General features: G+C 60.7%; 21 protein-coding genes and 3 pseudogenes. 7 read left to right on the top strand and 17 right to left on the bottom strand.

What is annotated here, in order from left to right:
* Positions 1-92: 92 nt before the first annotated feature.
* Entirely contained in the window at positions 93-1181 is a 1089-nt protein-coding gene (locus CCONF_RS00510; RefSeq protein ID WP_290224114.1) for an ROK family transcriptional regulator, read from the top strand.
* Here the strand turns inward: CCONF_RS00510 and CCONF_RS00505 are convergent.
* The 6 genes from CCONF_RS00505 to amn form a co-directional block, all read right to left on the bottom strand.
* Positions 1171-1770 carry an HAD family hydrolase gene (locus CCONF_RS00505; protein WP_290224112.1) on the bottom strand — a complete coding sequence of 200 codons (600 nt, stop codon included), beginning with the start codon at positions 1768-1770 and terminating at the stop codon, positions 1171-1173. The two genes, CCONF_RS00510 and CCONF_RS00505, sit on opposite strands and share 11 nt — an antisense overlap.
* A complete protein-coding gene (locus CCONF_RS00500) occupies positions 1763-2116 on the bottom strand; it encodes a hypothetical protein (protein WP_290224110.1) in 354 nt (117 codons plus the stop codon). The genes CCONF_RS00505 and CCONF_RS00500 overlap by 8 nt, the downstream gene beginning before the upstream one ends.
* Positions 2117-2197: 81 nt before the next feature.
* Entirely contained in the window at positions 2198-2683 is a 486-nt protein-coding gene (locus CCONF_RS00495; RefSeq protein WP_070768575.1) for a ferritin, read from the bottom strand.
* Positions 2684-2798: 115 nt separating this feature from the next.
* On the bottom strand, positions 2799-4265 hold the full coding sequence (locus CCONF_RS00490; RefSeq protein WP_290224105.1) for a SulP family inorganic anion transporter: 1467 nt from the start codon (positions 4263-4265) through the stop codon (positions 2799-2801).
* Between the two features lie 7 nt (positions 4266-4272).
* Positions 4273-4824 (bottom strand): phosphoribosyltransferase, encoded by a 552-nt coding sequence (locus CCONF_RS00485; RefSeq protein WP_290224102.1) that lies wholly within the window; start codon positions 4822-4824, stop codon positions 4273-4275.
* Between the two features lie 71 nt (positions 4825-4895).
* Positions 4896-6293, bottom strand: coding sequence for an AMP nucleosidase (amn, locus tag CCONF_RS00480; protein ID WP_290224099.1), 1398 nt, complete (start codon positions 6291-6293; stop codon positions 4896-4898).
* A gap of 271 nt (positions 6294-6564) precedes the next feature.
* Between amn and CCONF_RS00475 the strand changes: the two genes are divergently transcribed.
* Positions 6565-7599: an esterase/lipase family protein gene (locus tag CCONF_RS00475; RefSeq protein WP_290224096.1), complete on the top strand. Its 1035-nt coding sequence runs from the start codon at positions 6565-6567 to the stop codon at positions 7597-7599.
* Here CCONF_RS00475 and bsaP read toward each other — a convergent pair.
* Complete coding sequence (gene bsaP / locus CCONF_RS00470) at positions 7596-7877, bottom strand: biotin synthase auxiliary protein BsaP (RefSeq protein WP_290224093.1); 282 nt, start codon at positions 7875-7877, stop codon at positions 7596-7598. The two genes, CCONF_RS00475 and bsaP, sit on opposite strands and share 4 nt — an antisense overlap.
* On the bottom strand, positions 7878-8858 hold the full coding sequence (bioB, locus tag CCONF_RS00465; protein WP_290224091.1) for a biotin synthase BioB: 981 nt from the start codon (positions 8856-8858) through the stop codon (positions 7878-7880). It lies immediately after the preceding gene.
* Between the two features lie 95 nt (positions 8859-8953).
* On the opposite strand from bioB, the gene CCONF_RS00460 reads away from it, so the two are divergent.
* Both CCONF_RS00460 and CCONF_RS00455 read left to right on the top strand, forming a co-directional pair.
* Positions 8954-10273: a M20/M25/M40 family metallo-hydrolase gene (locus tag CCONF_RS00460; protein ID WP_290224089.1), complete on the top strand. Its 1320-nt coding sequence runs from the start codon at positions 8954-8956 to the stop codon at positions 10271-10273.
* Positions 10274-10327: 54 nt separating this feature from the next.
* Positions 10328-10831, top strand: coding sequence for a hypothetical protein (locus CCONF_RS00455; protein WP_290224087.1), 504 nt, complete (start codon positions 10328-10330; stop codon positions 10829-10831).
* Here the strand turns inward: CCONF_RS00455 and CCONF_RS00450 are convergent.
* The 5 genes and pseudogenes from CCONF_RS00450 to CCONF_RS00430 form a co-directional block, all read right to left on the bottom strand.
* The gene (locus CCONF_RS00450) at positions 10828-11151 is read right to left on the bottom strand and encodes a CHY zinc finger protein (protein ID WP_290224085.1); all 324 of its coding nucleotides are present in this window, start codon (positions 11149-11151) and stop codon (positions 10828-10830) included. The genes CCONF_RS00455 and CCONF_RS00450 overlap by 4 nt on opposite strands.
* A 376-nt stretch (positions 11152-11527) precedes the next feature.
* A pseudogene (locus CCONF_RS00445) lies at positions 11528-12493 on the bottom strand (IS256 family transposase); the annotation flags it as partial.
* Positions 12494-12531: 38 nt separating this feature from the next.
* Positions 12532-13413, bottom strand: coding sequence for an IS3 family transposase (locus CCONF_RS00440; RefSeq protein WP_290224084.1), 882 nt, complete (start codon positions 13411-13413; stop codon positions 12532-12534).
* A complete protein-coding gene (locus CCONF_RS00435; RefSeq protein WP_210573441.1) occupies positions 13383-13667 on the bottom strand; it encodes a transposase in 285 nt (94 codons plus the stop codon). The genes CCONF_RS00440 and CCONF_RS00435 overlap by 31 nt, the downstream gene beginning before the upstream one ends.
* An 81-nt stretch (positions 13668-13748) precedes the next feature.
* Positions 13749-14123, bottom strand: a pseudogene (locus tag CCONF_RS00430) (transposase); the annotation flags it as partial.
* Between the two features lie 284 nt (positions 14124-14407).
* On the opposite strand from CCONF_RS00430, the gene CCONF_RS11475 reads away from it, so the two are divergent.
* Positions 14408-14752 carry a pentapeptide repeat-containing protein gene (locus CCONF_RS11475; RefSeq protein WP_049358518.1) on the top strand — a complete coding sequence of 115 codons (345 nt, stop codon included), beginning with the start codon at positions 14408-14410 and terminating at the stop codon, positions 14750-14752.
* A 118-nt stretch (positions 14753-14870) separates the two neighbouring features.
* Here the strand turns inward: CCONF_RS11475 and CCONF_RS00425 are convergent.
* Both CCONF_RS00425 and CCONF_RS00415 read right to left on the bottom strand, forming a co-directional pair.
* Positions 14871-16106 (bottom strand): annotated as a pseudogene (locus tag CCONF_RS00425) (IS3 family transposase).
* 666 nt (positions 16107-16772) lie between these two features.
* Complete coding sequence (locus CCONF_RS00415; RefSeq protein WP_290224070.1) at positions 16773-17507, bottom strand: hypothetical protein; 735 nt, start codon at positions 17505-17507, stop codon at positions 16773-16775.
* Between the two features lie 352 nt (positions 17508-17859).
* On the opposite strand from CCONF_RS00415, the gene CCONF_RS00410 reads away from it, so the two are divergent.
* A complete protein-coding gene (locus CCONF_RS00410; RefSeq protein ID WP_290224068.1) occupies positions 17860-18546 on the top strand; it encodes a DUF2262 domain-containing protein in 687 nt (228 codons plus the stop codon).
* Here the strand turns inward: CCONF_RS00410 and CCONF_RS00405 are convergent.
* Entirely contained in the window at positions 18543-19004 is a 462-nt protein-coding gene (locus CCONF_RS00405) for a GtrA family protein (protein WP_290224066.1), read from the bottom strand. The two genes, CCONF_RS00410 and CCONF_RS00405, sit on opposite strands and share 4 nt — an antisense overlap.
* A gap of 146 nt (positions 19005-19150) precedes the next feature.
* Positions 19151-19780, bottom strand: coding sequence for a DJ-1/PfpI family protein (locus tag CCONF_RS00400; RefSeq protein ID WP_290224065.1), 630 nt, complete (start codon positions 19778-19780; stop codon positions 19151-19153).
* A 984-nt stretch (positions 19781-20764) separates the two neighbouring features.
* Between CCONF_RS00400 and CCONF_RS00395 the strand changes: the two genes are divergently transcribed.
* Positions 20765-21990, top strand: a protein-coding gene (locus CCONF_RS00395) for an IS3 family transposase (protein WP_290223284.1) whose coding sequence is annotated in 2 segments (ribosomal slippage) — positions 20765-21044 and positions 21044-21990 — 1227 coding nt in all. Because the reading frame shifts where the segments join, the coding sequence is not laid out codon by codon here.
* Positions 21991-22049: the final 59 nt, after the last annotated feature.

The following is a 22049-nucleotide window of genomic DNA, read 5'->3' as shown; positions in this document are numbered from 1 at the left end:
CACCACATTTGCTAGACCATGCAGTCTAATTTCGCCCACCGGTCAACGTATAGAATTAGACAATGCAGTCTGTTCGCTTTATACTAAGTTGCATGATCAAGCCAGGACCGGCCTTCACTCGCCCACGCACGCCCGCCGCCAAGTGCCTCCACCTGGTGCGCCTCAATCCGATCGTCACTCGGAGCGAGCTAGTGGAAGCGACCGGCCTGTCCCAGCCCACCATCACGCGCGCGACCACGGCGCTGTTGCAGGCCGGGCTCATCCAAGAGCGCACCGACCTGACCCGCACGAAGGGCCGCGGGCGCCCGACGGTGCCGCTGGAGGTAGCGGAGAACAACTGGCTGCTGGCTGGCATCGCCATCGGCACCTCCTCGACCTATATCGGCCTCTACGACACGAAGGGCCGCACAATTCGGGAGGATGACATCACGACCCCGGTGGCATCGCTGAGCGAGGCGGATTTCATCGAGCACATCATGGCCGGAATCAACCGCTTGACCGCAGGCCTGGACCAGGCGCTGGTCTCCGTCGGCGTGACCACCTCCGGCCAGGTCGACGACGAAGGCCTCGTCTACGCCCCGAACCTGGGGTGGAATGGCGTCGACATCGCCGAGCGCCTGCGCTTCCAGTTCAGCGTGCCGGTCGTGGTCACCGCAGCCATCCCCGCGATCCTGGGCTCCGAGACCCAGGCCGCGGACATAGCCTCCGAGGACAAGGTCCTGGTGCTTTTTGCGGACGACTCCATCGGCGCGGCCCTGTCCAACGACGACGGGGTCCAGCAGCTGACCCCGCTGACCGATCCGCAGGGCCGCCCCGCACAGGATTCCCTCTCGACGGCGGCGGTGCTCAAGAAGGCGGCGGAGCAGGGCGTTACGGTCGACAGCATTGCCGATGCCCCGCGCTCCATCCTCGATGAGCGCGCGCACGATCTCGGCGTGGTCGCCGCCCGGCTGGTGCGCGAGCACCACCCGAACACCGTGGTGGTGGCCGGTTCCGCCTTCGTGGATGATCCGCAGGCCCCGCGCCGCTTCGCCAACGCCGTACGGGAAGAGGCCCCCGATGCCGAGGTCCAGCTGCGCATGATCCCCACCCACCGCGAGATCGTCCGCGCGGTCGCGCGCGCCGTCGCCCTGGACCCGCTGCTGCGCGTGCCGCTCGAGCTGCGCAAGGTCAGGGTGTAGAAAGCACCTTCCGCACGCTATCGATGCCGTCGAAGCACTCGGCCCGCAACCCCGCCTCGCGGGCCCCGCGCACGAAGTCGTCGCGGTCGTCGAAGAAGAGGGTGTCCTTGAGGGTGCCGCCGAGGGCGTCGACGGCGACGAGGTAGGCCTGCTCCTCCGGCTTGGCCACCCCGATATCGCAGGACAGGGTGACGGCGGCGAAATCCTCTAGCCAGGGGTGCTCGCGCCGCACGACGGCGGCGAGCCCGGTCGGGATATTGGAAAGGATGCCGACGGAGTGGCCGGCATCGATAAGCGACTGCACGAAGCCGACCATCTCCGTGTCCGCCTCGAGGCAGCCCGCGATGTCCGCGGCCACGGCCTGGCTGGTGTCGATGTCGCCTAGGCCGCTGCGGCGGGCGAGCGTGGTCCACCAGCGCTCGTCGGAGACTAGCCCGGCGTCGTAGGGCGGGCGCAGCTCCTCGTAGGTGTCCCAGAAACGAGCGCTATCCTGCACGCCGAGCGTCTCCTCGAGGAGGAGGCGGTCCGCGGCCGAGGGCAACCGCATGAGCACGCCGTACAGATCGAAGAGCAGCTTGGTTTTAGCCATGCGTTACCACCCGGGGCTTGAACAGGCACAGGCCGGCGATGCCGCAGGTCGCGCCGCCGATGAGCATCGGCAGGCCCGTGCCCGAGGGGTTCACGAAGAACAGGGCGATGGCTGCCAGGAGCAGGACGCCGCCGACGCCGAAGAAGGCCTTGACGAGCCCGCTGGCGCGCAGGAAGCGCACGCCGGCGAGCATGGCCATGCCGGCGAACGGGCTCAGCATGAGCGCGGCCGAGGAGAAGAAGATCCCCCACGCGATGTCTACCGCCGTCAGTGCCAGTCCCCCGACCAAAGCGAAAACCATCAGCCCGAGGGCGATGGCGGCGGTAGTTTTCTGCTTTGCGGTCATAAAATACAATTGTCCCACTGGAGAAGCCTCCAGTGGGACAAAAGCGATTATTTTAACCAGACCGTTATTTGGTCTAGTGCTTTATTCGGCAGAGCCCAGGTTTGCGTCGATGCGCAGCAGGCCGGAGCCGTCGTTGCCAACCAGCTTGACCTGGTCGATGATCTCGGAGACGGTGTCTTCTTCCTCGATCTGCTCCTCCAGGAACCAGTTGACCAGGCTACGGGAATCCAGATCCTTGACTTCGTCCGCGATGCGGGCGATCTCACGGATCTCGGCGGAGACCTTCTGCTCGTGCTTGAAGGCGGCCTCGAAGGCGTCCAGCGGGGTGGCAGCCTTCAGGGACGGGATAGCGATATCGGTCAGCTCGACGCGGTAGCCGCGAGCCAGCAGGTGGTCGGCGAACTTCTGAGCGTGGGTGCGCTCCTCGTCGGCGTGACCCAGGAACCAGTCGCGCATACCCGGGAAGGACAGGTTGTCCATCTCATAGGCCAGCTGGGTGTAGATGAGCGCCGCCTGGTGCTCGGAATTAACCTGGTTGTTCATTGCGGTTTGCAGTTTCTCGTCCATGACCTGGACCTTTCTGTCGGATCGGTGATTAACTACCGATAAGTATACGCGTTTAAAAAACTATTTCCAGGCAGGAAATCCTTACCAATTTAAGGTTATGTTAACTTAACCCGCGTTATGTTTCGTTGAATTTCTCGATCCGGCGCTGACTTTCGTCATCCAGTCCCTTAAATTCTACCTCGATTCCGCGGGAGGCGTACTTGCTGCGCACGGCATCGACGGCCGCGATGGTGGAGGTATCCCACAGAGTCGCGGCCGAAAAATCGATGGAGACCTTGTCCGTGCCCGGCCCGTAATCGAAGGAATAGACCAAGTCATTCGAGGAAGCGAAGAAGAGCTGGCCGGACACCGCGTACTCGCCCGGCCCGGTCTGGTCGACGGTCACCACGTGCGAGACCCGCTGGGCGAAGCTGACCGTCGCCGCTAGCACGCCCAGTACCACGCCAACCGCCAGGTTGGAGGTAATCAGGGTCCCGGCCATGGTGATGCCCATGACGAGGGTCTCGGACCAGGGCATCGCCCGCAGCGTGCGCGGCCGCAGGGAATGCCAGTCGACGGTGGTCGCCGCCACGATGATCATCACGGCCACTAGGCCCGCCATGGGGATGCGCCCGACGGTCTGGCCCAACACCAGGATGAGGATGAGCAGGAAGACCCCGGCCATTAGCGTGGACAGCCGGGTCCGCGCGCGGGCGCCGCGGACGTTGATCATCGTCTGCCCGATCATCGCGCACACGCCCATGCCGCCGATGAGCGCGGAGAGGATATTTCCTATCCCCTGGCCGTAGGATTCGCTGGTCTTGTCCGAGTGAGTATCCGTGATGCCGTCGACCAGCTTGGCCGTCAGCAGCGACTCCATCAGGCCCACCAGGGCAACGCCCAGGGCGTAGGGGCCGATAACCTGCAGGGTCTCCCAACTCAGCGGCACGTCCGGGATGAACAGGCCCGGCAGCGAATCCGGCAGCTCGCCCTGGTCGGCCACGTCGGGGACCTCCCAGCCGGAGATCACGACCAGGGCGGTGAGCACCACGATGGTAATTAGCGGCGCCGGGATGGCCGGCAGCAGGCGCGGGGCGGCGAGCATGAGCACCAGGCCTAGCCCCACCAGCGGGTAGACCAGCCAGGGCACGTCCTGCAGGTGCGGCAGCTGCGCGGTGAACATCATGATGCCCAGGGAGTTGACGAACCCGGTCATCACGCTGCGCGGGATAAACCGCATGAGCTTGGCGATGCCGACCGCCGCCAGCACCAGCTGCAGCACCCCGGCCAGCAGGATGGTCGCGACCACGTAGTCGAGGCCGTGGCTGGCCGAGAGCGGGGCGATGACCAGCGCGACCGCGCCGGCCGCGGCGGAGACCATCGCGGGACGTCCGCCAGTAAAGGCGATAGAAATTGCCATCACCACGGAGGCGAAAAGGCCCACCCGCGGGTCCAGGCCCGCCAGGATGGAAAAGCTCAGCACCTCCGGGATGAGGGCGAGGGAAACCGCGAGACCGCCGAGCACCTCGATGCGCAGCCGGCGAGCAGAGGAAAAGGCGTAGCGGAAGCTATCCGATACGCCCAGGGAACCTGCGTCATTCACCGGAGTGTTAGGACCCTTCCCTGAACGAACCGTCCGCGGTGATGACCGGCAGGACCGACCAGCAGAAGTTGATCCACTTATCGGTATTGCGCCACACGTAGTCCGGGTGGAAGATGGTCACCGGCTTGGTGTAGATGACTGCCGAGCGCACGTCCACGTTCAGCTTCGGCTTTTCCGGATCCAGATCCTCGTGCTCGAGGATGCGGCAGACCAGGTCGAGGGTCTTGCCGGAATCCGCAACGTCGTCGACCACCAGGACCTTCTTGCCGTCCATGTCGGAGGCGTCCAGGTACGGCGGGAGTAGTTCCGGCTCGGGCAGGGTCTTGCCGATATCGGTGTAGAACTCCACGTTGATGGACCCCATGGCCTTCACCCCGATGGCGTAGCCGATGGCCCCGGCCGGGATCAGGCCGCCGCGGGCTACGCCGATGATGAGATCCGGCATCCAGCCCGAGTCGATGATCTGCTGCGATAGGTTGCGGCTGGCCTCGCCAAACGTCTCCCAGGTGAGGTTCTCCCTCTCCGGTACCGCCCAGTCGGGGTTATGGGGATTAGTCACGTGGTTCTCCTATCACGGTTGCAGACTCTCGTATGGGGAAACTTTCCGTCTAGTCTATCGCCGGATAAGCGTTAACGAAAAGGCACTTCCCCTAGCGCCCGCCGGAGCTTGCGCGTGTGGAGGCGGGACGGGTTTTCCGCCAGCTGCTCGACCGCGCGCACCGCGCACATGACGTGGGCCTGCTTGGAATTCGAGTAGAATGCCTGCGCCTGGGCCGGCAGCTTGGGCACCGCGTGCAGCGGCAGGTCGCTGACGGCCAGCAGGGTGCCGTAGGGCACGCGGTAGCGGTAACCGTTGGCGGCTAGCGTGCAGGACTCCATGTCCACGGCCACGGCTGCCGATGCCCGCAGCCACTCCCACAGCTGCCGGGTGGTGCGCCACTCCCAGTTCCGGTCGTTGGTGGACAAGACCGTGCCGGTGCGCATGATGGGGTTGTCCGCGCCGTAAATCTCGTCCACGCTCGCCTCCAGCATGCGCTGGATTTCCGGGATGGCAGGGATCGGGTTCGCCGGGGTGACCGGCTCGTCCAGGAGGCCGTCGTCGCGCTGGTAGGCGTTGCCCAGGATGAGATCGCCAATGCGCATGCGCCCGTCCAAGCCCGCGCAGTGGCCGATCATGATCCAGGCCTCGGGGCGCAGTACGGCCAGGCAGTCCGTGATGGTCTTCGCATTAGACGGGCCGACCCCGATGTTGATCATCGTGATGCCGTCACCGGCGGCGGTAATAAGGTCGAAGCGGGGCATCTGGTAGCGCGAGGTCAGCGTCAGCTCGTCGACGTCCAAGTCCACCGCGTCGTTGGGATGGATGGTCTCGCCCGTGGGCAGGACCAGCGCGGTGTAGCGCGAGTCCTCGCTGGCGAGCTCGCGTAGCCCGAACTGTACGAACTCGGTGGTGTGCATGGCGTAGTTGGTGAACAGGATGTACTTCTGCACCGTGTCGACCTCGATGCCGGTGTAGTGCTCGATCCGCTCGCAGGCGATGTCGAAGCGCTGCGGCCCGAAGTGGAACAGCGGCTTCTCCGCGCCGTGGAAGGCGTACCAGTCGCCGTCGATGATGGCGTCGTTGACGTCGTCGAGCGTGGGGCGCGGGACGGTGGTCCCGCGGTCCTGCGGGGCCGGCGGCGCACCGCGGATGTACTCGGGCGGGATGCGCACCTCCGAGTAGCCGACGTAGATATCGCATGGGTAGTTGTCCACCAGGCGCTGCAGCTGGGTGGTCAGGTAGTCGCGCAGCAGGTAAGGCTTGGAGATCACCGCGGAATAGTTGCCAGCCTCGTTGACGTAGCCGAAGGGTTGCGAGCGATCGATGGGGTGCCACTCGCGCACGGCGACGGTGATTTTGGGGTAGCGGACCTGGTCGTAGTCCTCGAAGTCGTGGGAGCGCCGACAGGACTGCTCGTAGAGTTCGATGAGGCGCGTGACCGCCTCTTCCACCGTCTGCACCTGCACTGTCTCTACCTGATTCCGCATGCCGCCACACTACCGCGTAAACGAAGGCCCCGCCGGCTGCACGCTGGCGGGGCCTTCTCCCCATGACTAATCTAATCGGTGCTAAACAGAAGGAGTGGAGCGCAACTTCTGCAAAACAACCGCCCGTGATTAGGCAAGGCTTACTTTAAGGTACTTTGGAAAGACCGTCAACCCTTCGGATGACATTTTTTAAAAAAGTTTTTCCTAATCCTCCTCACCTGCCAGTTCGCTAGGCTGGAAGGCCCCGGATTGTATAAGGAGATGGTTGTACGTGGCCGCTGATGCACTGCAGGAACTGCGCTCCACAATCGAAAAGCAGCTGCGCCGCTTTTGGTCGAACGATGCCCCGGCCAACCCCCGCTTCGGCGTCAAAAACACCGCCCCGCCCAACGCGCTGCGCGAGGAGGTCGCCGAGGAGATCACCGAGATGCTGCGCAAAGACCCCACCAAGGAGGGCTATTTCGGCTCGCTGAGCGAGGATTCGCGCACTCGGATGGCCGTGTCCAACGAGGAGGTCGACTCCGCCGGCTCCAGCTCCACGGTGGACTCGCTCCCGCTGGGCGCGCGACTCAAGCCCCGCGGCATCTTCGAGGACGACTGGACCGCCCGTCCCAGCCCGGACCGCCCCTGGCCCATCATCTTGTTGCACGGCACGGCCGACTCCAAGGGCATCTGGCAGATCCTGGGTGGCGAGCTCCGCGAGGACGGCTGGGCCGTCTTCGCCCCGGACTACGGCACGCGGGCGACGGGCCTGCTGCCCGAGTCCGCCGTGCAGGTCGGCGCCTATATCGACGCGGTGCTGACCATGACGGGCGCGGAGAAGGTCATCATCGCGGGGCACTCGCAGGGCGGTCTGCTGGCCCGCTACTGGATGCGCGTGCTCGGCGGGGCCAGCAAGGTCCGCCACCTCATCTCGATCGGCGCACCCAACCACGGCACCACCGAAGGCGGCATCATCAGCCCGCTGATGGCCAGCAAACGCAACGACTCCATCATGAAATCCATCATCCAGTCGTTCTTCGGCGACGCCGGCCAGCAGCAGATCGTCGGCAGCGGAATCTTGAGCGCCGTTAACGCCGGCGGCGACTTGGACGAGGGGGTGACCTACACGTGCATCGCCACGCGCCACGATGCCGTGGTGGTCCCGCCCGAGACCTGCTTTTTGTCCCCCAGCAAGGTCAAGGACGGCACGGTGCGCAACATCTACGTCCAGGACTTTGATTCTCGCGCGGTGGTGCTCCACCACGACCTGCCGGTGGACCGGCGGGTGCGCGCCATCGTGCGCACCATCGTCCGGCAGCTCTAGTCCGGCTCCCGGATGGTCTCGACGAAAAGCCAGCTCGAGTCCAGCTCCCCGTGGCGAGAGCACCGCACGCGCCAACCGTCGGGGCGGACCTGGACCACCATGCGCCGCCCGCACAGGCGGCAGTAACGCGGCACGTCCAGGCCGGCCTCGGCCGCCGGGTGCAGGGTGGAGACCTCTTCGAGGGGCTGTCCGGTATTCGGGTGGTAGACGGGCGGATCGCCGGCGAGGACGGACGCGGCGAGCGCGGAGTAATCAGTGCCCGCAGATTTCCCCGACATCTACAGCGCCTTGATGGGCAGGTCGATGCGCCCGAGCATGTCCACGTCCTTTTCGATCTGGCGGCCCAGGGTCGTCAGGTAGTTGCCCGCGATGATGGCGTTGATGCCGCCGAGCAGGCCCTTCTCCGTGCCGTCGTCACCCAGGGACAACTCGCGGCCGCCGGCGAAGCGGAGGGTGACAGCGGGCATCGCCAGCCGGAAGGCGGCGACGGCGCGCAGACCCTCGCCCAGGGGCACCAGCGGGCGATCCGCGAACGGGGTGCCCGGCCGCGGGTCAAGGAAGTTCATGGGCACCTCGCAGGGCTCGATCTCCGCCAGCTGGGCGGCGAACTCGGCGCGCTGCTCGAGGGACTCGCCCATGCCGATGATGCCGCCGCAGCAGACCTCCATGCCGACCTCGCGGACGAAGTCGAGGGTCTGCCGGCGCTCTTCCCAGGTGTGGGTGGTGACCACCTGCGGGAAGAAGCTGCGCGCGGTCTCCAGGTTGTGGTTGTAGCGCTGCGCGCCCATGTCCTTCAGGCGCTGCGCCTGCTCGCGGGTCAGGGTGCCCAGGGAGCAGGAAATCTCAATGTCGACCTCCGCGTTGATGGCGGCAATGGCCTCCCCCACCTGGTCCAGGAGGTTATCGTCCGGACCCTTGACCGCGGCGACGATGCAAAACTCGGTGGCGCCGGTCTTGGCGGTGTTCTTCGCGGCCTCCACCAGCTCGGCGATATCCAGGCGGGCGGCGCGCACCGGGGAGGCAAACAGGCCCGACTGGGAGCAGAAGTGGCAGTCTTCCGGACAGCCGCCCGTCTTGATGGAGATGATGCCTTCCACCGAAACGTCCGGGCCACACCAACGCAGGCGAGTTTTATGCGCGATGTCGGCGATTTCTTCCAGCTGCTCGTCGGGGACGGAAAGGACCTGTAGGAGCTCTTCTTCGTTCAGGCCGATGCCCTGCTCTAAGACCTTCTCACGGGCGATATCAACAATACTCATACGGGTAGCGTAGCGAACAAAGTTGAACGGCGTTTAATTTTGCAACTTTAAGTTTATTTCTTTCGCGGGTGGACCACGGCACTAGGCTGGGGTGCATGAGCGAAAACACCAGCCTGTACGACGACACCCTGGAGCTACTCCAGGAGCTTATCCGCAACGCCTGCGTCAACGATCTCACCGATGATTCGGGCCACGAGGTCCGCAACGCAGACACGCTGGAGCGCTTCTTTGCCGGCACGGACGTGCAGGTCCAGCGCTTTGATCCCCACCCCGGGCGGGTCTCGGTGTTGTTTACGGTCCCAGGCGACGACGGCGAACCGCTGACCCTGATGGGCCACACGGACGTCGTGCCCGTCGACCAAGACAAGTGGACCAAGCCGCCTTTCGATGCCGTCATCGAGGACGGCGTGCTCTACGGTCGCGGCGCCGTCGACATGCTCTTCATTACTGCCACCATGGCGGCCGTGACCCGCGAGGTGGCCCGCCGTGGGAAGCCAGCAGGCGATCTCACCTTCGCCGCCCTGGCGGACGAGGAAGCCCGCGGCGGCTGGGGCTCGCGCTGGCTGTATGCCCACCACCCGGACGCGATGAGCTGGGACAACTGCCTGTCGGAGACCGGCGGCAGCCACCTGCCGAACTCGCTGGCCTTCAACGTGGGCGAAAAAGGCGCGGGCCAGCGCCGCCTCCACGTGCACGGCGACGCCGGGCACGGCTCGACACCCTTCGGCAAGGACTTCGCCATCGTGAAGATCGGCGAGGTCGCCCGCCGTATCGCCGCCACCGATGCCCCCGTGGCCACCAGCGAGACCTGGACCGGATTCGTCAAGGCGTTCCGCTTCGATCCCGTCACGGAGCAAACGCTCATCGGCGGCCAGGGCACCGCGGAAGATTACCGCGCCTTCGGCAACCTGGACGCCTACGCGCACGCCTTTTCGCACACCACCTTGTCCCAGACCGTCCTGCGGGCCGGCGGCGCTATCAACGTGCTGCCCTCCCACGCCTACCTGGAGATGGACATCCGCCCCTTCCCCGGCCAGACCCAGGAGGACCTAGACGAGTTCCTGCGCCAGGCGCTGGGCGATCTGGCCGACGAGGTCACCATCGAGCACCTAATTACCGAAGACGCCACGCAGTCGGGCACCGACACCGCGCTCTGGCAGGCCATCGAGTCCACCGCTCACGAGTTCTTCCCCGACCTGGGCGTCACCCCGGTGCTGGCGACGGGCGGTTCGGATCTGCGCATCGCCCGGCGCGCCGGCGGCAATGGCTACGGCTTTGCCCTCCACGCGCGGGCCCGGGACATGGCCGAGGCCAATTCGCAGCTCCACAGCCACGACGAGGCGCTCCACTTGGAGGACCTCGATCTCACGGTTCGGGCCTACCGCAGCCTGGTGCGGCGCTTCCTGGGCGTCTAGAAAGTTTCCTGCGTACACTTTCCCGAACCGCGAACTCGTGCCAAGATGTATCCCATGAAGAAACGCCTCGCTGCCCTCGTGTTGACCGCTACCCTTGCAACCCCCGCCGTGGCTTCCGCCGATCCCGTCGACGACCTGCTGGCCAAGGTGCCCGCCGGCCAGATCTCTTGCGAAAAGGCCCGCAGCTACTGGACCAACCCCGGCGACTACCAGTCCAAGCGCAGCCAGGCGCTGTCCGTAGCCACCTTCCACCCGCGCGGCGGGGAGATCCGCTCCGCCATCGCCCGCATGGATGACGCGGTCAACCGCTGCAACCTGGGACAGTCCGGCAACCAGCAGCAGCAGCAAAACCGTGCCCCGCAAACCAACCAGCAGAACCGCGCTCCGCAGAACAATAACCGTCCCCAGAACGTGATTGACCTAGCCGTTATCCCCGGCCAGCCGACCGTCGACTTGCCGTTCGCCGGCCAGACGTTCCGCCTCCCGGATTTCGTGGCCATGGCCCGGACTGCGCTCGCACAGGTCCAGAGCCAGTTCGCCCAGCTGTCTTCCCTCTAGTTGACCGAGCCCAACTGGAAGTAAATCTCCTCGTGCGCGTGGCACCCCGGATTAAAGGGGTGCCCGCACGCCGGGCAAGCGGTGGCTAGCCGGTAACGCCCGTAATTCATCGTCTCCCCACAAACGCCGCACAAAGCCGCGTCCGTGTGCTTATCCATAGGACCAAACGGGTGATCGGCTAGTTCCGCGTGACAGATGGAGCACGCGTAGAACTGCCCGCAGGTCGCGCACTTGTTGGCCACCACGTCCACCGGCGCATGCCAGTGTGCGCAGCGCCCCTGGGCGTCCACGTCGACGCCTTGGATTTCTTCTCCCGACATACTCAGCCATTCTTTCCCAAGACGCTGCGCGATGTTTATCATTGCCGCTCACAGCCGTCGCACGAGGTCTAGCCTTTACGAATGAAGGCGTCATCTAGGGCATACCCGCGTGGTGATTAACATCTCCTACCCTGTCGGGTAATTGCACGCTCACCGATCCGGGTGTTAAGGTCATCTCCTCCAAAATGATAAGTAGACCGCTGGTATTTTCTGCTTGGCCGAAGGAACCGTACCTTTAGTGCCGATCGGCGGTAGCGAACTGAAAGAATACGTAATCGAGTAACTCCGGCGCGGACAGAACCATCTATGCCGGCACAGCTAAACAGTCTCGCTTTTCCAGGGGAGCGTGTCAAGTTGTTTGTGTGTGGGGCTGGGTTTATAGGTATTTGTCGAAGCGGTCGGGGTAGGCCACGGCCATTTGGTTGATGGCTTGTTTCCAGCCGGAAACTCGGGCTCCTTCCATGAGTCTGCCGGCTGTTCTTGAGACTCGTTTGCCTTGCTTTGCTCTCTTTGCCGCTCGTTTGTCTTCAATGTTGCAGATCATCAACCACAGTGTTTTAAGCGCTGATTCATCGTTGGTGAACTGCACCCTGTTGCGAGTAGCTTTTCGCAGCTCGTTGTTAAACGACTCAATGGAATTCGTTGTATAGATGACCTTTCTGGCTGCTGGTGGGAACTGCAGAAACGGGACAAACCGCGCCCACGCGTCCTGCCAGACCTTGACTGAGCGTAGATACTTCTCACCCAGCTCGGAGGCCTCGAATTCGTCTAAGGCCGCCTTAGCTGTGGTCTCGTCTGTGGCGGTGTAGACCTTCTTCAATGCGGCTGATACAGCCCGGCGATCCCCGTAGGCCACCCACCGGTTCGCGGCGCGAATCAGGTGCACGATACAGGTTTGTACCATCGAGTTCGGCCAGGTTGCCTCTACTGCTTCTGGTAGGCCTTTCAGCCCGTCACAGCAGACAATAAAGACGTCTTTGACCCCACGATTAGCCAGGTTAGAGCACACCTGCGCCCAGAAGGAAGCACCTTCTTCCTTGGCGATCCACAATCCTAAAATGTGCTTGATGCCGTCGAGGTCCACGCCGATTGCCATGTACGCGGACTTGTTGACAACCCGGCCGCCGTCACGGACTTTAATACGCAGCGCGTCCAGGAACACCACGGGGTAGAACTCGTCTAGCTGGCGGTTTTGCCAGACCATGACTTCATCCAAGACGGCGTCAGTAACTGCAGAAATCGTCTCATGGGAAATATCAACCCGCATCGCAGTTGCCATGTGGTGCTGGATATCCCTAATGGTCATCCCACCGGCGTACAAGCTGATGATCATGTCATCGACATCGGTCTGGGGTGGCCTAAGAATTCGGTCCAGTTGGTTTAAGCGTTGACCGTGTTTTCATGTTGCCATTGTTCCGCATACTTCCGCGGGCTGAGGTAGCCCAGCGAGGAATGCGGGTGGAAGTCATTGTACCGCTGCGACCACTGGGCCACGAGCATCCGTGCATGTTCGAGATTCTCGATGCTGTTGTCTTCTAAGAGTTCGTCACGCATTCGGTTGTGGAAAGACTCGACATACCCGTTATGCCAGGGCTGGCCTGGCGGGATAAACGCCTGAATCGTTTCATCCTCCCCAGCCCATTCGTTGAGCGCATGAGCGATGAACTCGGGGCCGTTATCCATCCGGATCACCCGCCGGCGCCCGCCTTGGTCACAACAAGCGAGGTCGAGCAGCTCGATCACCGAGTCCGCGTCGATCTTCTTGTCGACCGTGAAGGCGACGTGCTCGCGAGTGTATTCATCGATGATGTTGCAGATCTTGATCGTCTTGCCGTGCCATGTTGAATCGAACTGGAAATCCAGCGCCCACACGTCGTTCGGGTACTGGCCGGCAGGAACATCGCGCTGGCCGTGACCATCGACGCGTTTGCGCTTCTTCCTGGGTAGGACGCGCAGGCCTTCTTCACGCCAAATCCTCCGGAAGGTTTCCCGGCATATCCCATACCCCTCGGTGAGGGCGGTCCTCCAGGCGCGCCGGTGTCCCCACCGGCGGTGATCACGCGCGAACTCGTGCATCCACGCCCTTAGGTCCGCGTACTTATCCGGCTTGCCCTGACGGATCCTAGCGCGCCGATAAGCACTACGAGAGAGTCCAACGATCTGGCAGGCACGCCTTTGGGAGTAGCCCAGCCCAACGAGATGCCAGACGGCATCATGACGGCGAGCTGGGCTTAGAAGTTTCCCTCCGATAATTCTTTCCACGCCGCCTTTTCCAGCTCTGCCTGCCCAAGGAGACGTTTGAGGCGCGTGTTTTCCTCGCGCAATCGCTGGAGCTCTTTAGCTTCGCTCTTGGTCATCGCCCCATAGGTTGCCTGCCACCTGTTCAGCGTGGCTTCGCTGATCCCCAGCGCGGTGAGGATTTGAGCCGTGGTCGATCCTGATTCTCTGAGTTCTCGAGCCTTATCCAGCTTGCGAACAATCTGCTCGGGAGTGTGTTTACTGAACTTCTTCACCATTCATCCATTCTCCCCACCCACAGGCAGGGCATCAATGGACAACACTCAAGTCACCCGGACCTAAAAACCTAAGACACTCCAGGTCAAACGCCTCGAGCCTTTAGGAACCATAGTTGGCAAGAATGTTCCGACCCGATCCCTAGGGATATCAACGGTAACTGGCCCGTAGTTAGAATCCACGGTTTTTGGGTAGGTTCCGTTGCGGTGATTGTCTGTCCCAGCTGCAGCTTTAGCTGCTCTATCGCCGGACTCGTAGCCAAGGTGAGCATCCATCTCAGCGTTTAATCCCCTAGTAATCGAGGCTTGTAGAATGCCCCGAACTAGGTCATTGGCATCCGTTGTCGATGTGCCTAGGTCATCAATGAGTTTCGCGATTTCAGGGTTAGCAAGCAGCTTCTTTTCAATCGCATCAATCTTGGCCTTATCAGCCGGATCTCGTCTCGTCACAGTAGTCATTCTGGTCCATCTCCTCATGCGGGTTAGGTTCCCACACACAAACCATCAGACACTCTCCGATTTGGAAGCAGAACCCGTCGCAAGTGATAATAGAAATCAAGGCAAATGCCTAGGAACAAAACTCGGGGCACTTCACCCCCGCACACAAACAATCGGACACTCTCGTGGTTGGTTTCAACAAGATAAGAGACGGCAAACCTTACGGAGTTGTAACCACCCACTGCCTTGGCTACCAAGGCCGTTGCCCGCAATGGATTATCAATTCACCGCAGATTAAATAGCAAATGTACAAAACGATGCCTCAATCGTGGGCCACGGAGCTCGCTGGGAAAGACATTTCCGGGAAAGATATGTCCAACTATGACCTGACGGATATCAATCTCGAAGGAAGCATATGCAAAGGATGCTCGTTTCGCGGCTCCATGGTGGCATGGGCTAACTTGAAATCGGCGGATTTCACCGACGCAGATTTTACGAACGCAATTCTTAGCGAGTCAGACCTTCGTGGAGCGACATTAACGCGCGCGAATTTTACGAACGCATATCTGGTACCTGTTACCGCCAGTCCAAGGCAATTCTCTGAATGTACAGGTTTGGATGCAAGTAATGCAATACTTTATAGCCCCTGATTGCGCCTACACGAATTCCGTTCAAGCCCTACGGTGTATCGGGCGTTGAAAAACGCATAGCTACCGCGATGGGGCGGGTGAATATACGCCCCACAGTGAAGTGCCCCGGGTTTTGTTCCTAGGCTTGTGCCTTGATTTCCATTATTTCTCGACTGGGGTGGTGTTCCCAAAATTCGGTTTCGACTTCAGCCGGCGTGCGGTAGCCCAGGCTCTGGTGGAGCCTTGACTCGTTCCACCAATTCACCCATTCGAACGTCGCGATTTCCACGTCGACGACATCGGCCCACGTTCGCCTATGAATCAGCTCATTCTTGTAGGAGCCGTTGACGTTCTCAGCCAAAGCATTGTCATAGGAGTCGCCCACCGTCCCAGTGGACGCTGCGATACCGTGCTCGGCCAAGCGCTCGTTGTAGACGATGCTCACATATTGTGAGCCGTGGTCTGAATGGTGAATCAAGCCCGTTGTTTCCTTAGCGCACACGATTGCCTGGTTCAACGCCTGCAGCGGCAAGGCTTCGGTGCGCATCGAATCGGACAGCGCCCATCCGACGATCCTCCGGGAGAATACATCGGTCACGAACGCGGTGTACACAAAGCCTTTTCGGGTGCGCACGTAGGTAATGTCCGCCTCCCACAGCCGATTAGGGCCAGGGGCCTTAAACTCACGTTTTACCAAGTCAGGGCGATGATCCGGGCCCTTGGGCTTGCGCGTTGTGATTGGTGCCCCACCTTTGCCCTTGCCGGACAGTCCAGCACTGCGCATCAGCCGGGCTGTTTGCTCGCGTCCAATGTCAATGCCCTGGCGGCGCAGCACGCGCCACATTTTGCGAACCCCGTAGACACCGTAGTTTTGTTTATGAACTTCGGTAATGCGCTCTACTAGGGCAGCGTCGCGAAAAGCGCGGGAGCTTAAGCCCCGGGCCTTGGATTGGCGGTATCCACGCGAGCTAAGAAAACCGCCTTCGCGATGCGTGTTTAACGTCTGGCAGATGAACTCGACTGAGAAACGATTCCGGTGCTCATCGATGAATCGGATCATTTCTTAACGTTTTGGGTCGAGTTCGGATGCGAAAAAAGCTGAGGCGGCTTTCAACAACTCATTGGTGTCCCGCAGCTCTTGATTCTCTCGACGCAACCGTGCGTTTTCTGCAGCAAGGTCCTCGGGCATTGATTCCACAACACGTCCTTCGCGACGAGCGGCCTGCGTCCATTGCCTCGCCGTGTGCCACGAGACGCCCAGCTTTGGGGCTACTGCCTGGCACGCGGCTTGCATCGACATATTTTCCGCCAAGATGCGGTCTTCCACGAGACGGACCACACGGTCCTTGGCATCCTGGTCAAATTTTCTTGGCATGTTCCAGATTTTCCCATCTACTCAAACGGAACAAAACCTGGGACACTTCAGTGAAATGACTATAAATAAAAAAGACGAAGCATCCGAATTTTCGTATGAAGAATTGGCACGATGGGCTGAATCAAGAGAGTTCTTTGGCGCACTGAAGTCTTCCTCCAAGTCAACGAAATCGAACGAGACTGCACTATACAAAGCACAAGATATACTCCGTAAGCAGCGCGGAGAATTGCGGTAAGAGTCCCTAGGTGCGGTGTTGACCGGCTAGGGATTCTTTTTCTAGTGCGGCAATAGCTCTTAGATTAGTGGAGAGTGTCTAGTGGCTTTTGCCGAGAACCGGAGACTGCTAGCGGCACGCGACTCATTTTCTTTGTGTTGAGAAGAGAGCGGCTTCCTTGCCGTGTGACTTTTGCCATATTGGCTTAAACTCTGCCAGCAGGGGAAAGCGAGTACCCGTTGAAGGCGCGGGCATTTACCGGGGTGCGCGACAACCTGAGGGATGTCGGTGAGGCGTTGCGTATCGCCGGTCTCCTTTTGGGCCCCATCCTGGGCGGGGATCCTGCCACCGCGGCTGGGGTGTGGGACCCTGTCAGCCTTGCCTGGCGGTAGGCGACGTCTCCTGCCCGCCACCGGTGCCCGGGGAGCGGGGCGGGCATGACCCGCGGTGTGTTATCGCTGGCGGATTTTCTCGGCCTGCGCCTGGGCCATGCGGGTGAAATCTTCGGGTGCGACTTCGGGGGAGCCGGAGACGGTGTAGGTGGCCCCGTCGATCTCGACGTAGGCGATGCGGCTGACGGAGCCGTTGTCACCAGAAAGGGGGGAGGAGGACTGCGTCAGGGTCACCTCGGCGGCGGTGACGGAGTCGGCGCCGTCGACGCGCAGCTCCATGGGGGCCGCAGTATAGGACGTGGATCCGCCGGCGTGGGCCCTAGTGATCGACTCGCATACCGACACGTCACGGGGGTGGTTCAACAGCTGCGGGTCGGATGAGACGGCGACGCTGAGTGTCGCGTCAGTGGACTCGTTGGTGAAGTCGCGGGCCGCGATAGCGTCGGGGTTCTGAACGATTTTGGAGATGTAGGTCACGCCGGTGGGGATTAAGGCGGCGCATTCGGCCGGGTCGGCGGTGACTTCCTGGGCTATGGAGACCATGTCCTGGTTGATGCCGGGGCTTTCGGCTTCCTGGTCCTGGATCATCTGGTTGATGCTGTCCATGCTGTAGCCCTGCGGGGCGGCGGTGTCGTCGACGACGGTGGTGTGGGGATCGACGGGGCTCTTGTCGACTGTCGGGGAGGCAGAGACCCCGGTGGCGGGGTTGTCCCCGGTGTCCTGGTTGGTGGAGCAGGCGCCGACGGTGGTGCAGGCAGCCGCGAGGGCGAGGGCGGGCACTATGTGTCGATTCATGCACACACAGTAACAAACACCCCGGTCATGCCCCCTGGCCGGCTGGGGATCGAAGGTGCGCGGGGCGAACATGTGTCGGGACCCGCCGCCATGAATTCCGGTGCGGGGGCACGTGGGGTGAGTTACCATTGCCGCATGCTGTCGCTTTACGAGGAATTTCCCGACGACCCTGTTACGCAAAGGAGCGCTAAGGAAGAGGAAGTCGAATTCCACTTCATCGTCTCCTCGGTGCCGGAAAAGAGGGTCGTGAGTGACGACTACGCTAAAGACAAGCTCAAACTCCAACTTATGCTTATGCCTGGTGTGGCTCTCCGGCTACTTCCCGACGGGGAAGTAACCACCGGAAGTATCCATGTGCGTTACCCGCACCTGCTTTCACACCCGTCAGGGAAAGACGCTCTGGGATCCGCGGGAAATCGCCGATCTGGAGCCGTTCAAGGTGTATCGCGCGCGGGGTAGCTACTTCTTTTCCGATATCAGGAAGGAACCCTACGTCACCATTTGGGAAATGCTTGACCCGCTGCCCGACCCAGAGATGGAAGAACTCTCGGCCAAGACTGCCGAACCGGTGATCCTGGAGGCCAATATCGGACAACTGGTCCTTGACCGGACGTTTTCGACTTTCGAGGGTAAAGCGGACGACCTCGGCGTCAAGGTCAGTATGTGGTACGAGGGGCCGGAACTGCTCCTCGCGGGCCAGAGGAACATGGCGAAGAAGTTCAAGTCGGCGCTGAACTTCATCAACAACGTCCTCTCCCAGGAGTACCTCGATAACGCGCGCATGCTGGGGGCCAAAAAAGCGCTTCCGGCCGCGAACCGGTGGCGCCACGATGCAGCCGAGGCGGAAGGGAGGCCGACACCCGCCCCAAAACTCGGGGTGGAGGACGTCTACGCCAAGCTGACTCCGACTGTGTTGAGCATTCCCCACAGGGGAAACGTTGGTGTCGAGTTCGACGACGGGTACATGTTCGGTGGGCACCCCGTGACGGTGAAGACGAAGAGGGACGGAACTCCCACCTCGATCGAGATGGACGTCTAACCCGACAGTCCTTCTCCCACCCTGCCCTGCCGGGCAGGATGAGGGGTGCTTGCCGGGTTGTCGCTTACTAGGCAGGGGCCTGAGGGAGCGGAATGCGCTGACCGCGAGGTGTTTTCGCTGGTGAACACCGACTTGCTCTGCAGGATGAAGTTGAGGGTGGTGGCTGTTGCCTGCGAAATCACCCACGAGAGGAAAACCGTGTGTTCGAAATTCGCCAGCGGGATACGGGCGAGCTTGTTGACCAGCACCGCCATGATCAAACACGCGGTGTAGACGATGAAGGCCCTCAGCTTCTCGGTGGTGGACCGGTTGCCGGAGAAAGTGACAACGCTATTGCCGTAGTAGGCGAACAGGCTGCCCAGGATGTAACTGATTGCCCGGCTGATCAGGGCGTTTGCCCCGGAGGTTTCGAGGAAGTGTACGGTGCCGAAGTCGATGGCGGCACCGACGACTCCCACGATGCAGAACAACACCACCGACCGGGCGCTTTTCGTGCACCTGCCCGTCGGCTGTGGCCTATCATGGGCGTCGTCGACTGTCTGGCTTGGGATGAGGTGCGTCTGCGGGGGTCGGGTAGGCCAGCTAGGGCTTTTTATAAGGTGAACTAGATGAGGCCATGAATATGGGCGAAGGGGTCGACAGTGCTGTCTGTTTGTGGCTGATATTCCGCTAGCGTGGTCGCTTCTTCAAAAGCTTCTGCACCGAAGAGGTGCTGGATCAGCGAGGCAGCCATGTCCAAACCCGCCGCAACGCCTGAGGATGTCCATATTTTTCCATCCTCCACCCAGCGGGCTTGAGATTGCCATTCAACATCATCATCCAAGGAAGAAACCCAACCGAATGCCCTCTTGTTGCTCGTTGCTCGGCACCCTTTAAGGAGACCCGCGGCTGCCAGTAGGGCTGAACCAGTACAAACCGATGCCACTATCTCGGCGCGCTGTCCCGTTTCCTTTAACCAGGACAGGAAGGTGGTGTCTTGAACTAGGGTTCGCGTCCCCGCACCCCCGGGGATCAGGAGAATATCCGGATTCTCGAGGTTTGTGTAAGGCAGATCTGTCAACACACGTACGCCCTGGGCGCTCTGGACGGGCTCTTTTTCCTTTCCTAAAAAACTTATACGTATGTCCGGAACCTGACTCAAAATCTCCACCGGCCCAAAGACGTCTAACACCTCGAATCCTTCAAAAAGGATGACGGAAACATGTCGCTCCCCAATCAGCTTTCCCATAGTCATAGATTACGTGGTAGAGGGTGTGTCAGTGTGGTACGGGCAACCGAACCCGGACGCGGTGATCGTCAACCGGGCTTCGAGACGGCCTAACAACGCCCACACGCAGCGTCCATCAGCGAATGAGAAACTGAGTCTGCGCTGCTCTCCGCCCAATTTTGCAACAGCATCCAATAAAGTCACTTCAAATCAGTAGCCCTGTGTGGGCCGTGTCCTTACACGTCAAAGCGCGGTCCGCATTGGGCCTTTGTGGATTACCGGCTCCAACCGGCACAAAGCAAATCACTCAACGACCTTCGCATTTGCTCAAACTTTCACCACACAGCGATCCCAGTCAGAATTCGAGTATCGGCCCGCGATCTATCCAGACAGCAACCCGCCGTCAGAAAATCAAATCCACAACCAAGGCTTCATTCATCGCCACCTCAAATGTTTGGCACACAAAATTACAGCAACACGTCGAATCGGAATCCTAAGTATCCTGCGGATGCAAATGACTAAAGGAATCGCGTGCTTCCTGTTAAACGATGCGGATATACTGAGATGCTAATCAATCTCAACCTATAGAGTGAAGCCCACTCAGGCCGTAAATATCCATCAACCTGGCATGTAATGCCGCGGCAGCAATCGGAAGAAGCTAATCATTGGACAAACCGTTAACAACACTCACGGTTAAACTCGATCACTTCACACCCCAAGGAACGCCGATGGTGCGTTTACCAAATGGGCTGCTATTAGCCGGGGACCAAGAGACCAAGACATTGAGCCCTAAGGTGGGCGACATCCTCGTGTATCCCTCGGGCTGGGAAATCGCATCCAACCAGAGCTGGGAAGTTAAGGCTCAAATTGGGGTTATCGAGCAAGAGGTCGGCCCCGACGGAGTTCTTATAAAGACTCCGGACGGGTATGTCCAGAAGTTGGTGCATAGAAATACTCGATTGAAGCGTCCTGGGTTTAGTTCCTACCTCAGCTAAGGAAGGATTGGGAACTATGCCTAGGAAGCACTCCGTCGAGTTCAAGGAGAAGGCGGTCCATCAGATCATCGAAATGGTTCGCCTGGAGTCTTGCTCACTGCAACGCGCCTACACGGAGGTCGGTGAGCTGCTTGGAGTATCTCACCACACGTTGCGGGCTTGGTACCGTGACAGCGCTTCAGTACGTGATGACTCCGACGCGTCAGGCGGCGAAACAATGGAAGAAGAGATCAAGCGTCTGCGCCGCGAAAACCGTGAGCTGAAGCGAGCAAACGGGATTCTTAAGGCTGCTTCGGCTTTTTTCGCAGCGGAACTCGACCGACCCACGACCAAATGATCTCTTACATCGACACGTATAAAGATCAGTTTGGGGTCGAGGCCATCTGCCGAGTCCTTAAACAAGCAGATCGTGGATTCATTACTTCACGCGGCTACCGCAAAGCCACCACTCGTGTTCCCAGCGCAAGGGCCTTAAGCGATAGCCTTCTCATCCCAGAGATACAGCGTGTGCATGCGCAGAATTTCTCGGTCTACGGCATCCGCAAAATGTGGCACGCGATGAACCGTGAAGGCTTTCATATTGGTCGCGACAAGACTGCACGACTGATGAAGCTAGCAGGTGTTTCTGGCCGCAGACGTGGGCGAACCCCAGTAACAACGATCAGCCCGAAGACACCGGATCATCGCCCGGACCTTGTGCGCCGAAACTTCCGTGCGCAGGCACCAGGCAGGCTTTGGGTTGCCGACATTACCTACGTTCGCACCCTGTCAGGATTCGCCTACACCGCGTTTGTCGTGGATGTCTACAGCCGAAAAATTGTTGGCGTTGCTACACGCTCGACGATGCGTACCGATGCGCTGCCCATGGAGGCATTGGAACATGCGTTAACGACTGCAGGACGAATTCATGGAAACCAGTTAATTCACCATAGCGATCGGGGCAGCCAGTACGTGTCACTGAAGTATTCCACCGCGCTAGCGGAATCCGGAATCCGCCCGAGTGTGGGAACAGTCGGCGATTCTTACGACAATGCACTAGCCGAAACAGTCAACGGGCTCTACAAGGCTGAACTCATTCACGCCCAAGGCCCGTGGACTTCGGTCGGAGAAGTCGAACTGGCCACCTTGCGGTGGGTGCATTGGTGGAACACCAAGCGGCTTCATGAAGCTTTGGACTACGCCACCCCACAGGAAGTAGAAACCGAGTACTATCTCACCCAGCCCATCAACACAGGGCCGTAAAAGAAGCGGAACTAAACCCAGGACGCTTCAGACTATTTAGCCCGTAGTGACTATTTCAC

Source organism: Corynebacterium confusum (genome assembly GCF_030408715.1).
In the GTDB taxonomy this organism is placed as follows: Bacteria; Actinomycetota; Actinomycetes; order Mycobacteriales; family Mycobacteriaceae; genus Corynebacterium; species Corynebacterium confusum.
The sequence above is the reverse complement of the archived record's forward strand: the minus strand, read 5'-3'. Positions and strand labels throughout refer to the sequence as shown.